Below are 11,919 nucleotides of genomic sequence, written 5' to 3' on the forward strand. Positions count from 1 at the left end.
TGATGGAATAGTATTTTTCTCCCCTTAACGATTTATCGTAAAAAAGTGTGGTGAGAGATGAAAAAAGGAATAATTACCGCGTTATTGGCGCTATCAACCTTTGTGTTACTGACACCGAGTGTCTCCGCACGGCTTGTTTATACCGCAGATGAAATGAATACAATCATCGATAAGCAAGGTGCCCCGTATCATGAGGATTGGCATGCTATTTATGCTGATCATATTAATTTTGAGCTCTGTTCAGCCACCACAGATTTAGTCTATCTTATTAGCGCATTAGAGCATCCGACAATCCTGAATCTTTCATTAACACATTCAAAATCACGTATTGCATGGTTACCTGAATATGCGGTGAGAACGGATTGTAATGGTTATGGTAATAATGTTTTTATTATGACGGCAGATTACGTGTCAATTAGCCCAGAGCAGCCGTAATTTTAGCGCTAGAATAATCAACAACTGGCTATCGCCATAAAATATGTCTGTGTTATGATTATGCGTTGAGTTGCTAGCGATGTACATAATTGCGTTATCAATTATATCTGCTTCGGCTTATATGATGTGTGCATGGTTGTGTACCTATCTCGCATAGTGAAGTGAGAAATCGTAAGTAACGTATTGATTTATAAACTTTGGAATAATCAAGCAAGTGATCTTTCGTGTGGGTCACCACTGCTGATAAGGATTTTTTAATGCCTGTTATTACTCTTCCTGATGGAAGTCAGCGTCAATTCGACCATGCAGTTTCTGTCATGGATGTGGCTCGCGATATCGGAGCCGGCCTAGCAAAAGCATGTATCGCTGGTCGTGTTAACGGTGAGCTGGTGGATGCTTGTGAACTGATCGAGCATGATGCAAACCTGTCAATTATCACGAGTAAAGATGATGAAGGTCTAGAAATCATTCGTCACTCTTGTGCTCACTTATTAGGTCACGCAATTAAACAGTTGTGGCCAAATACTAAGATGGCAATCGGTCCGGTAATCGACAACGGTTTCTATTATGATATTGACCTTGACTATACGCTGACCCAGGAAGATTTGGACAAGTTAGAAAAGCGTATGCTTGAACTTGCCAAAACAGATTATGACGTGGTTAAAAAACGTGTTTCTTGGGCTGAAGCTCGTGAGACATTCGTAAATCGTGGCGAAGATTATAAAGTTGAAATCTTGGATCAAAATATTAGCCAAGATGATCGCCCAGGTTTATATCACCACCAAGAATATATTGATATGTGTCGCGGTCCACACGTACCAAATATGCGTTTCTGTCACCACTTTAAATTACAAAAAGTGGCAGGGGCATACTGGCGCGGTAACAGTGACAATAAAATGCTGCAACGTATTTACGGTACTGCATGGGCAGATAAAAAGCAGCTTGCTGCGTATCTGCTGCGCTTAGAAGAAGCAGCGAAGCGTGACCACCGTAAAATTGGTAAGCAATTAGATTTATATCATATGCAGGAAGAAGCGCCGGGTATGGCGTTCTGGCATAACGATGGTTGGACAATTTTCCGTGAACTGGAAACCTTTGTACGTACCAAACTGAAATCCTACAATTACCAAGAAGTTAAAGGCCCATTTATGATGGACCGCGTATTGTGGGAAAGAACAGGTCACTGGGAAAACTACAAAGATGCGATGTTCACAACCTCATCTGAGAACCGTGAATATTGTGTTAAACCAATGAACTGCCCAGGTCACGTTCAGATCTTTAACCAAGGGTTAAAATCTTACCGTGATTTACCACTGCGTATGGCAGAATTTGGTAGCTGTCACCGTAATGAGCCATCAGGTGCACTGCATGGTTTGATGCGCGTACGCGGCTTTACTCAAGATGACGCCCATATCTTCTGTACGGAAGATCAAATTCTGGGCGAAGTGACTAGCTGTATTGAGATGATTTATGACGTTTACAGCACTTTCGGCTTCGAAAAAATCGTTGTAAAACTGTCTACTCGTCCTGAAAAACGTATCGGTACAGACGATATGTGGGATACAGCAGAAGCAGACTTAGCCAATGCGCTGAAGTCGAAAGGTATTGAGTTTGAATACCAGCCGGGCGAAGGTGCATTCTACGGTCCGAAAATTGAATTTACACTGTATGACTGCCTTGACCGTGCATGGCAATGCGGTACTGTACAATTAGACTTCTTCTTACCGGGTCGTCTAAATGCTTCTTATGTTGGCGAAAATAATGAGCGTATTACGCCAGTTATGATCCACCGTGCGGTTCTGGGTTCACTAGAGCGCTTTATCGGTATCTTAACGGAAGAATATGCAGGTTTCTTCCCAACATGGTTAGCACCACAACAAGTTGTTGTGATGAACATTACAGATAGTCAAGCGGACTATGTTCAAGAATTAGTTAGCAAGCTGCAAAGTGTTGGCATTCGTGCGAAAGCGGACTTACGTAACGAGAAAATCGGCTTTAAGATCCGCGAACACACCCTGCGTCGTGTTCCTTACATGTTGGTTTGTGGTGATAAAGAAGTTGAATCAGGTAAAGTGTCTGTGCGTACCCGTCGTGGTAAGGATTTAGGCAGCCTTGATGTTAACGAATTCATGACTAAACTACTGGAAGAAATTCGCAGTCGTCAACTCAATCAGATGGAGGAATAAGGTATTAAAGGCGGAAAAAAACTCCCAACAGCACGTCCAAATCGTATTAACGAAGAGATCCGTGCAACTGAAATCCGTGTTACTGGCATTGACGGTGAACAACTTGGTGTAATGAGTGTGCGTGACGCACTTACCAAAGCGGAAGAAGCTGGTGTTGATTTAGTTGAAATCAGCCCAAACGCAGAGCCACCAGTTTGTCGAATCATGGATTACGGCAAGTATCTTTACGAGAAGAGTAAATCTCAGAAAGAGCAGAAAAAGAAACAAAAAGTTGTTCAAGTGAAGGAAATTAAATTCCGTCCGGGAACAGATGAAGGAGACTACCAAGTTAAATTACGTAGCCTCATTCGTTTCTTAGAAGATGGTGATAAAGCGAAAATCACACTGCGTTTCCGTGGTCGTGAAATGGCTCACCAACAAATCGGTATGGAGATGCTTAACCGCATCAAAGCTGATTTGGAAGAGCTAGCCGTCGTTGAATCATTCCCTTCACGTATTGAAGGGCGTCAAATGATCATGGTGATGGGACCTAAGAAAAAATAATAGGTCATGGTTAAGAACGCGAGTGGGGATTGCACCTCACTCGCGTTTTTTTATTGATAGACTTGGCTATTTACATGATCCTCTGTGAATAATTTGAATATCTGCTTGAGTAATCTCACAATAAGCAGTAAAATCCGCGGTCGAATCGCTTTGTAAAACTCGTCTTGTTCGAGTTAAAGCCAAAAAAGAATATCGCGTTTGGGTAATGGATTGTTTAAAAAGAAATTACCGAGGCGCTTGCTTTAGAGAATGTAGCAAATCTCTTTATCCAGTTGGAGGAATGTAGTATTAAAGGCGGAAAAAGAATCCCAACAACACGACCAAATCGTATCAATGACGAAATTCGTGTTCCTGAAGTCCGTTTAACCGGTTTAGACGGCGAACAGTTAGGCATCATGAGCGCACGTGAAGCGCTTGAAAAAGCTGAAGAAGCGGGTGTTGACCTTGTTGAAATCAGCCCAAATGCTGAACCGCCAGTTTGCCGCATCATGGATTACGGCAAATTCCTTTATGAGAAGAGCAAGTCTCAAAAAGAACAGAAAAAGAAACAAAAAGTTGTTCAGGTGAAGGAAATTAAATTCCGCCCTGGTACAGATGAAGGCGATTATCAGGTCAAACTACGCAACCTGATTCGTTTTCTTGAAGATGGTGATAAAGCGAAAGTAACACTACGTTTTCGTGGTCGTGAAATGGCTCATCAACAAATCGGTATGGAAGTGCTTAATCGCATCAAGGCTGATTTGGAAGAACTGGCGGTTGTTGAATCATTCCCTTCAAGAATTGAAGGGCGTCAGATGATTATGGTGCTGTCACCGAAGAAGAAGTAATTAGGCCATCAAGTAGTAACTTCACAGCGATGTGGCTGTTATTCGCCTAGTTAATTCGTAGTTAATCACAATGCGAAGTCGGAAATAAAAGAAATGCCTAAGATTAAAACTGTACGTGGCGCAGCAAAGCGCTTTAAAAAAACTGCAGGCGGTGGCTTTAAGCGCAAGCATGCAAACCTTCGTCACATTCTGACTAAAAAGTCTACTAAGCGTAAACGCCATTTACGTCCGAAAGGAATGGTATCTAAGGGCGATCTGGGTCTGGTAATTGCTTGCCTGCCTTACGCATAAGTAAACATTTTAGTTAATTAAGAATATAGACGATTAGGAGAAAGCTATGGCTCGCGTAAAACGTGGTGTAATTGCACGCGCAAGACACAAAAAAATCATGAAACAGGCGAAAGGCTACTACGGAGCACGTTCACGTGTTTACCGCGTAGCGTTTCAAGCGGTAATCAAAGCTGGTCAATACGCTTACCGTGACCGCCGTCAACGTAAACGTCAGTTCCGCCAACTGTGGATCGCGCGTATCAACGCTGCGGCTCGTCAGAACGGCCTGTCTTACAGCCGTTTCATCAATGGCTTGAAAAAAGCTTCAATTGAAATCGACCGTAAGATCCTAGCAGACATCGCAGTTTTCGATAAAGCAGCATTCACTGCTTTAGTTGAAAAAGCAAAAGGCGCTTTAGCTTAATGTTTGCTTGAAAAGAGGAAGGAAACTTCCTCTTTTCATTTATAATGTTTGTATTAAAAATCAGCTTGTGTTAATAATTTCAGTCTATATTAGTAACCTTAACCTTGTGTTTTTGAGACTCTTTTAATGAACAACGTTATTTTTCGTTTCTTTTTTTACTTTAGCACCTGAATCTCGGGGGCTTTTGCGTATAGCGAGTAGAATAGAAACGAAAAATTACGCTAAAGCCTCCGTCAGGAGGCTTTTTTGTTTTTGGTTTGATAGAAAATACAGTAAAATCAGTCAGGTATTCACATCTTGTTAATATGATTTGTGATGATAAATTTAGTGAATAACTAGCAAAAGACCGAGTGGTCATAAAGGGGAAACAATGCCACATCTCGCTGAATTGGTTGCACAGGCAAAAGCAGCCATTGAACAGGCCCAAGATGTTGCGACGTTAGAGTCAGTGCGTGTTGAATTTTTAGGCAAAAGCGGCCACTTCACACTCCAGATGAAAACGTTGCGTGATCTGCCTGCGGATGAACGCCCAGCAGCAGGGGCTGTGATTAATGAAGCTAAAGTCCAAGTTCAAGATGCACTGAACGCCCGTAAAGATGCAATGCAAGCCGATATTCTGAATGCACGTTTAGCATCAGAAAAAATCGACGTTTCATTACCGGGTCGCCGTATGGAAAATGGTGGATTACATCCAGTAACTCGCACCATTCAGCGAATTGAAGAGTTTTTTGGTGAATTAGGTTTCTCTGTTGAGACAGGGCCTGAAATCGAAGATGACTACCATAACTTTGATGCTCTGAACATTCCTGCTCATCACCCAGCGCGTGCTGATCACGATACATTCTGGTTTGATGCAAAACGTTTATTACGTACTCAAACATCTGGCGTGCAGATACGTACGATGAATGGTCAGCAACCACCAATCCGTATTATTGCACCAGGTCGCGTTTATCGTAATGACTACGACCAGACTCACACCCCAATGTTCCACCAGACTGAAGGCCTGATTGTTGATAAAGACATTAGCTTTACCAACTTAAAAGGCACACTTCATGACTTCCTGAACAACTTCTTTGAAGAAGAAGTCCAAGTTCGATTCCGTCCTTCTTATTTCCCATTTACAGAGCCTTCTGCTGAAGTTGATGTTATGGGTAAAAACGGTAAGTGGCTGGAAGTATTAGGCTGCGGTATGGTGCACCCTAATGTATTACGCAATGTCGGTATTGACCCTGAGGTCTACTCTGGATTTGCATTTGGTATGGGAATGGAGCGCTTAACCATGTTGCGTTATGGCGTATCTGACCTTCGTGCATTCTTCGAAAACGATCTTCGTTTCCTCAAACAGTTTAAATAAGGCGGGTCTATCTCATGAAATTCAGTGAACTATGGTTACGCGAATGGGTGAACCCGGCGGTAAGCAGTGAAGAATTATCAGACCAAATCACCATGGCGGGTCTGGAAGTTGATGGCGTTGAAACCGTCGCAGGTCAATTCCACGGTGTTGTTGTGGGTGAAGTTGTTGAATGTGGACAACATCCTAACGCAGATAAACTGCGTGTCACGAAAGTGAATGTCGGCGGCGATCGCTTATTAGATATCGTATGTGGCGCACCAAACTGCCGCCAAGGCTTACGTGTTGCCGTTGCAACCGTTGGAGCTGTGTTACCGGGTGATTTCAAAATTAAAGCTGCGAAATTACGTGGCGAACCGTCTGAAGGTATGTTGTGCTCATTCTCTGAGTTAGGCATTTCTGATGACCACAGCGGCATTATTGAATTACCGCAAGACGCTATTATCGGTACTGACATCCGTGAATACCTAAAATTAGATGATCACGCGATTGAAATCAGCATTACACCAAACCGTGCAGATTGCTTAAGTATCTTAGGTGTGGCTCGTGATGTGGCGGTTATCAACAAATTAGATTTAGTTGAACCTGCAATTAACCCAGTGGCTAGCACAATTAAAGACACATTCCCAATTCGTGTTGAAGCGCCCGCTGCATGTCCACGTTTCTTAGGTCGTGTTATCAAAAATATCGATGTTAGCGCACCAACGCCAATGTGGATGAAAGAGAAACTGCGTCGTGGCGGTGTTCGTTCTATTGATGCTGTAGTTGATATCACGAACTATGTTCTGTTGGAATTAGGTCAGCCACAACACGCTTACGATTTAGATCGTTTAAATGGCGCAATCATTGTGCGCATGGCGAAAGATGAAGAGAAGCTAGTGCTGTTAGATGGTTCAGAAGCCACTCTGAAGTCTGACACGCTGGTTATTGCCGACGAAACTCAAGCTTTGGGCATCGCGGGCATCTTTGGTGGTAAGCACTCAGGTGTTAACACTGAAACTAAGAACATTTTATTAGAATGCGCATTCTTCGAACCACTGTCTATCACTGGCCGTGCTCGTAATTACGGTCTGCACACTGATGCTTCACACCGTTTTGAACGTGGTGTTGACTCTCAACTGCAATTTAAAGCGATGGAACGTGCAACCGCATTGATCGTGGAAATTTGTGGTGGTGAAGTTGGCGACATCATTGATGTTTCTAGCGAAGCTCATTTACCGAAACAGGCTAATATTAAGCTAACGCGTAAAAAATTAGATCGTTTAATCGGTCATGTGATTGCAGACGAAACGGTGACCGATATTCTGACGCGTTTAGGTTGCCAAGTACAAGTTTCCGCTGATTGCTGGGATGTTGTGGCACCAAGCTGGCGTTTCGATATGCAAATCGAAGAAGATTTAGTTGAAGAGGTCGCTCGCGTATACGGATATAACAATATTCCAGATGTACCACTGCGTGCTGATTTGATTATGACTGACCATAAAGAAGCTAATTTACCGCTGAAACGCATTAAAGCGATGTTAGTTGACCGTGGTTATCAAGAAGCGATTACTTACAGCTTCGTAGACCCTAAAATTCAGAGCCTATTACACCCGCAGGAAGAAGTGCTGTCCTTGCCAAATCCAATTTCAGCTGACATGTCCGCAATGCGCTTATCTCTGTTGACTGGTTTATTAGGTACTGTGGTCTATAATCAAAATCGTCAACAAAACAGAATTCGTTTATTTGAGACAGGTCTGCGCTTTACGCCTGATAATCAAGCAGAATATGGGATTCGTCAGGAAAACATGCTGGCAGGTGTGATCACGGGCAACAAATTCGATGAACATTGGTCATTAGATAAACAAGTTGTTGACTTCTTTGATTTAAAAGGTGATCTTGAAGCTGTTTTTGAATTGACTGGAAAACTAAATCAAATTACATTTAAATCAGAAGCACATCCAGCACTACATCCTGGGCAAAGTGCTGGGATTTATCTGGAAAATGAACATATTGGTTTTATCGGTGTTGTTCACCCAGAACTAGAACGTAAACTCGATTTAAATGGTCGTACAGTCGTGTTTGAAGTTCGTACTGATGCAATCGCACAGCGTGTTATTCCAGAAGCGAAAGCGATTTCGCGTTATCCGTCGAACCGTCGTGACATTGCTGTGGTTGTGCCAGAAACTGTAGCAGCTGCCGAAGTTTTAGCAGAATGTAAAAAAGTTGGCATAAATCATATAGTTGGCATAAACTTATTTGATGTGTATTGTGGTGAGGGGATAGCAGAGGGTTATAAGAGTCTCGCTATCAGTCTCGTCTTCCAAGATACCCAGCGTACCATGGAAGAAGAAGAGATTACCGCGACCGTTGATCTGTGTGTTGCTGCGTTAAAACAGCGATTCCAAGCCTCCTTGAGGGACTAAACTTATGGCGCTTACTAAAGCTGAAATGTCAGAAAATTTGTTTGAAAAACTAGGTGTTAGCAAACGTGATGCGAAAGACCTTGTTGAAACTTTCTTTGAAGAGGTTCGCCTTTCCTTAGAAAACGGTGAGCAAGTTAAATTATCTGGATTCGGTAACTTTGATTTACGTGATAAAAATCAACGTCCCGGTCGTAACCCTAAAACTGGGGAAGATATTCCAATCACTGCTCGTCGTGTTGTTACTTTCCGTCCAGGCCAAAAATTAAAAAGCCGTGTGGAAAAAGCAACGCCAAAAGAGTAATCCTATTCTCTGAATAGCAGAGTAATAAAAAAGACCGCCTAGGCGGTCTTTGTTTTTAAGTAAAGGCTATTTTTAAATGCGGTGAAATAGACTTTTCTCTTGATGGATTAACGCGGCAATATAATTTTCAGCTAGTTTAGTGGCTTCAGCTTCTTTTCGGAGCTCAGCAAGAGAATCCTGGCTATTATGTTGCGGTGTGCTGCTTGTATTGATCAAGTGCGGCGCGAAAATCATGGCTAAATTTCTGATGGACATTTTATGGGATGCTTCATCATTGGAAATTAGAGCGCAAAAGCGAGTAACAAGTTGCAATGTTAATGGCGGTGGTGCTAGGCGACTCAATGCACTGTGGATCTTATTGTCACAGTTTTTTAAAATCGAAGGGGCTTTATTTTTTAATTGTTCACTAGTTTTAATTTGTTGGGTCACATCTTCTTTGTTTTTAACTGCATCAGCACAGGCTTGTAAATCATTAAATGAAATATCTGATTTGAAGTTGATATTGTTATCTTTTCTGAGTGATTCTCCAGCTATTTTTTTAAACGCGCTGGTTAATGTTTGTAAAGAACAGTTCTCGGGGAGTGTAAGACGGTAATTCGGGTCATTTATCATATTAACGAGTTCACTGACAGCATTTTTGCTGCCTTCAGTACGAAGTATACCTTCACTTGTTGCATACTCATTATGCTTAAGAATTGCAGAACCTAGCAGGTTAATGGCGTGGTTTTTCTCTCTATCTATGCCAGAAAGACGGTCATAACTATTAATGAGCTCCAAATTGCTTTGCTGCAATTTAGTGGTTTCGTTTTTTCGTGTTTTTTCTGCTCGCTGGGCTTTATGTTGCGCGACGACGTGTAATGCAGCGGCTCGTGCAGCATCGACTCGAGAATTCCCGGTTAAGCCCGTTTTGGGAATGATTTCATCTTGAGGTGATAAGTTTTTTGTGGAAGTTTCATCTGCAAAGGAAACTACGCGTACTGATGCACCCTTGTTTGGACGGCTAATCATAACAAAGGGTTCATCTGAAACGGTTTTTTTCTTGTTTGCTTGTTTGCTTTGGCAACTAAAAAGCAAAGAGAAAAAGCTAGTAAATGATTGAGTTACTTTTTTTAGCGATGTTTTAAAATGACTGCTAGCCTTATTCTCAGTTTGATCAGTCTCTTTTGTGCTGTGTACAGAGAGTTGTGGTTTGGGAGAATGATTGACTGTATTTAGTGCCATATGTAAACCCTCATTGTGGTTAAAAGTAGAATTAAAATTGGCAGCAGTTTAAATTTTTTCTTATGCTCTCTCTTATATAAAACGCGCTTATTTTTTAATAAAAGATAATTATTGTAAATGTAATGACTATTCCATTGAAAAACTTACAAAAAAAACAAAATCAATCCGATATGGGTTTGATTTTTTTGTTGTTACTGAGTCTTTTTATCATTGCAATGTTATCGCTCAGTGCAGGGGAAATTTGGTATTGGCCGAACCAATGGATGGATGATTCTGCACAATTATTTGTCTGGCAAATTCGCTTACCTCGGCTCCTTGCGGTGATCACCATTGGAGCATCATTGGCAGTAACGGGTGCCATCATGCAAGCGTTATTTGAGAACCCATTAGCGGAACCAGGATTGCTAGGGATCAGTAATGGTGCAGGAGTCGCCGTTATTTTTACAGTATTGCTCTCCTCTGGAGTTACCTATTATTGGTTGGTTAGCATGAGTGCCATTATTGGCGCTTTAGTCCTCACGGCTGTTTTACTCTATTTTGCTCGGCATCAACATTTGAATAATGCCAGCTTATTATTAGTTGGTGTTGCGCTTGGTGTGATCAGCGGTGCATGCATGACATGGATGGTCTACATGAGCAGTAATTTAGATTTACGCCAATTGCTGTATTGGATGATGGGCAGTTTCAGCGGTGTTGATTGGCGTCAAATAGGATTAGTCATTGCCTGCCTCCCATTTTTATTTTGGGTCATAGCTCAGGGAAGAATTTTAAATTATTTATTACTGGGTGATATTCAAGCCTATCAACTGGGTCTTTCTACGCATCGCTGGCGATTAATATTAATTATCATTACCGGAATATTAATTGGACTCAGTGTAGCAATTGCGGGGGCAATTAGTTTTATAGGATTAGTGATCCCTCATATATTAAGGCTAAGTGGGATCACTGATAACCGTTTTTTATTACCTGCCAGTGCAATTGCTGGGGCGCTATGCTTATTAATTGCAGATTTGTTGTCCCGATTATTGATAGACAATGCTGAAATTCCGATTGGCGTGATTACCGCGACCTTGGGGGCCCCTATTTTTATTTATCTTCTCGTCAAAAATCATACGTGGCGACAATAATATGAATAAAACAGTGATGATTGAGACGCAAAATCTGACAGTGGAAAACCGGTTACGGGGCATTAATCAGTCGGTTTTGGCAGGGGAGCAGATACACATATTAGGTGCCAATGGAGCAGGAAAAAGCACATTACTTTCAGCGTTGAGTGGTTGCACATCTTACACAGGAACGATTCTTTTTAATAATGTCAATTTGAAAGATTATGTCGTTCAAGATATTGCAAGGTTTCGTTCTTATCTCACACAGCAAATGGGTATTTTACCAAGTTTAAAAGTGTTTCAATACTTATCCCTGTTTATTGAGCAGCATGTCGTTCCGCCCACGATTTTTAGCGGATTATGCGAAGATTTTCAACTTTCACCATTGTTATCGAAGCCTATTAACCAATTATCTGGTGGGGAGTGGCAACGAATTCGGATAGTCGCTGTATTTTTGCAGGTATGGGATAGGGACTGTTTGAGCGGAAAAATAATCTTATTTGATGAACCAATAAACAATTTAGATATTATTCAGCAAGGAATGCTAGATAAATGGGTGAAATGTTTTTGTCATTGCGCAGGAACAGTTATAATGAGTGGACATAATCTTAGTCATTCTTATAAAAATGCAAGTCGAATTTGGATGATGAAGAAAGGCGCAATTATCTATGCGGGTGAGCCTGACAATGTCATGACAGAAAGTCATTTGTCAGATGTATTTATGGCTGATATAAAACTCAATCAGAGCTCATTGAATAAAGTATGGCAAATTAACGATCATACTAATTAGCTAATCGTGTTCTTATTGCCCGTATCACGGCAATTATTGCAGTAATGATGACTGGTGTTG

The 11,919-nt window shown here is 41.6% G+C and carries 13 protein-coding genes and 1 other annotated feature; of the genes, 12 read left to right on the forward strand and 1 reads right to left on the reverse strand.

Annotation, left to right across the window (positions count from 1 at the left end; all coding sequences use genetic code 11):
* Window positions 1–57 precede the first annotated feature (57 nt).
* The 10 genes from LDO73_RS07505 (at window position 58) to ihfA (ending at window position 8,742) form a co-directional block, all read left to right on the forward strand.
* The gene (locus LDO73_RS07505; RefSeq protein WP_224060868.1) at window positions 58–435 is read left to right on the forward strand and encodes a hypothetical protein; all 378 of its coding nucleotides are present in this window, start codon (window positions 58–60) and stop codon (window positions 433–435) included.
* 257 nt (window positions 436–692) lie between these two features.
* Entirely contained in the window at window positions 693–2,621 is a 1,929-nt protein-coding gene (gene thrS, locus LDO73_RS07510; RefSeq protein WP_224060869.1) for a threonine--tRNA ligase, read from the forward strand.
* A gap of 3 nt (window positions 2,622–2,624) precedes the next feature.
* A complete protein-coding gene (gene infC, locus LDO73_RS07515; protein WP_224061150.1) occupies window positions 2,625–3,164 on the forward strand; it encodes a translation initiation factor IF-3 in 540 nt (179 codons plus the stop codon).
* Between the two features lie 287 nt (window positions 3,165–3,451).
* Window positions 3,452–3,991, forward strand: coding sequence for a translation initiation factor IF-3 (gene infC / locus LDO73_RS07520; RefSeq protein ID WP_224061151.1), 540 nt, complete (start codon window positions 3,452–3,454; stop codon window positions 3,989–3,991).
* A gap of 93 nt (window positions 3,992–4,084) precedes the next feature.
* Window positions 4,085–4,282 carry a 50S ribosomal protein L35 gene (gene rpmI, locus LDO73_RS07525; RefSeq protein ID WP_005968897.1) on the forward strand — a complete coding sequence of 66 codons (198 nt, stop codon included), beginning with the start codon at window positions 4,085–4,087 and terminating at the stop codon, window positions 4,280–4,282.
* Window positions 4,283–4,328: 46 nt separating this feature from the next.
* On the forward strand, window positions 4,329–4,685 hold the full coding sequence (gene rplT / locus LDO73_RS07530; RefSeq protein WP_224060870.1) for a 50S ribosomal protein L20: 357 nt from the start codon (window positions 4,329–4,331) through the stop codon (window positions 4,683–4,685).
* A 120-nt stretch (window positions 4,686–4,805) separates the two neighbouring features.
* Window positions 4,806–4,936: a sequence feature (Phe leader region), on the forward strand.
* A complete protein-coding gene (pheM, locus tag LDO73_RS07535; protein WP_126437459.1) occupies window positions 4,812–4,856 on the forward strand; it encodes a pheST operon leader peptide PheM in 45 nt (14 codons plus the stop codon). Its footprint overlaps the feature before it by 45 nt.
* 119 nt (window positions 4,937–5,055) lie before the next feature.
* Window positions 5,056–6,039: a phenylalanine--tRNA ligase subunit alpha gene (gene pheS, locus LDO73_RS07540; protein WP_036950469.1), complete on the forward strand. Its 984-nt coding sequence runs from the start codon at window positions 5,056–5,058 to the stop codon at window positions 6,037–6,039.
* Between the two features lie 14 nt (window positions 6,040–6,053).
* Window positions 6,054–8,441: a phenylalanine--tRNA ligase subunit beta gene (pheT, locus tag LDO73_RS07545; RefSeq protein WP_224060871.1), complete on the forward strand. Its 2,388-nt coding sequence runs from the start codon at window positions 6,054–6,056 to the stop codon at window positions 8,439–8,441.
* Between the two features lie 4 nt (window positions 8,442–8,445).
* Window positions 8,446–8,742, forward strand: a complete 297-nt coding sequence (gene ihfA / locus LDO73_RS07550) for an integration host factor subunit alpha (RefSeq protein ID WP_004263721.1) — start codon at window positions 8,446–8,448, stop codon at window positions 8,740–8,742.
* 72 nt (window positions 8,743–8,814) lie between these two features.
* On the opposite strand, the gene LDO73_RS07555 is transcribed toward ihfA, so the two are convergent.
* The gene (locus tag LDO73_RS07555) at window positions 8,815–9,963 is read right to left on the reverse strand and encodes a RhoGAP domain-containing protein (protein ID WP_224060872.1); all 1,149 of its coding nucleotides are present in this window, start codon (window positions 9,961–9,963) and stop codon (window positions 8,815–8,817) included.
* A gap of 122 nt (window positions 9,964–10,085) precedes the next feature.
* Between LDO73_RS07555 and btuC the strand changes: the two genes are divergently transcribed.
* Together btuC and LDO73_RS07565 are read left to right on the forward strand one after the other, a co-directional pair.
* Complete coding sequence (btuC, locus tag LDO73_RS07560) at window positions 10,086–11,090, forward strand: vitamin B12 ABC transporter permease BtuC (protein ID WP_224060873.1); 1,005 nt, start codon at window positions 10,086–10,088, stop codon at window positions 11,088–11,090.
* Between the two features lies 1 nt (window position 11,091).
* Window positions 11,092–11,859: an ATP-binding cassette domain-containing protein gene (locus LDO73_RS07565; RefSeq protein WP_224060874.1), complete on the forward strand. Its 768-nt coding sequence runs from the start codon at window positions 11,092–11,094 to the stop codon at window positions 11,857–11,859.
* Window positions 11,860–11,919 lie beyond the last annotated feature (60 nt).

Origin of the sequence: Providencia alcalifaciens, assembly GCF_915403165.1 — a bacterium.
Lineage (GTDB): Bacteria > Pseudomonadota > Gammaproteobacteria > Enterobacterales > Enterobacteriaceae > Providencia > Providencia alcalifaciens_C.

Excerpts from the sequence above, each read along its gene's own strand:
- LDO73_RS07505 (WP_224060868.1), top strand. The coding sequence starts at position 58 with ATGAAAAAAGGAATAATTACCGCGTTATTGGCGCTATCAACCTTTGTG.
- thrS (WP_224060869.1), top strand. The coding sequence starts at position 693 with ATGCCTGTTATTACTCTTCCTGATGGAAGTCAGCGTCAATTCGACCAT.
- rpmI (WP_005968897.1), top strand. The coding sequence starts at position 4,085 with ATGCCTAAGATTAAAACTGTACGTGGCGCAGCAAAGCGCTTTAAAAAA.
- rplT (WP_224060870.1), top strand. The coding sequence starts at position 4,329 with ATGGCTCGCGTAAAACGTGGTGTAATTGCACGCGCAAGACACAAAAAA.
- pheS (WP_036950469.1), top strand. The coding sequence starts at position 5,056 with ATGCCACATCTCGCTGAATTGGTTGCACAGGCAAAAGCAGCCATTGAA.
- pheT (WP_224060871.1), top strand. The coding sequence starts at position 6,054 with ATGAAATTCAGTGAACTATGGTTACGCGAATGGGTGAACCCGGCGGTA.
- ihfA (WP_004263721.1), top strand. The coding sequence starts at position 8,446 with ATGGCGCTTACTAAAGCTGAAATGTCAGAAAATTTGTTTGAAAAACTA.
- LDO73_RS07555 (WP_224060872.1), bottom strand. The coding sequence starts at position 9,963 with ATGGCACTAAATACAGTCAATCATTCTCCCAAACCACAACTCTCTGTA.
- btuC (WP_224060873.1), top strand. The coding sequence starts at position 10,086 with ATGACTATTCCATTGAAAAACTTACAAAAAAAACAAAATCAATCCGAT.
- LDO73_RS07565 (WP_224060874.1), top strand. The coding sequence starts at position 11,092 with ATGAATAAAACAGTGATGATTGAGACGCAAAATCTGACAGTGGAAAAC.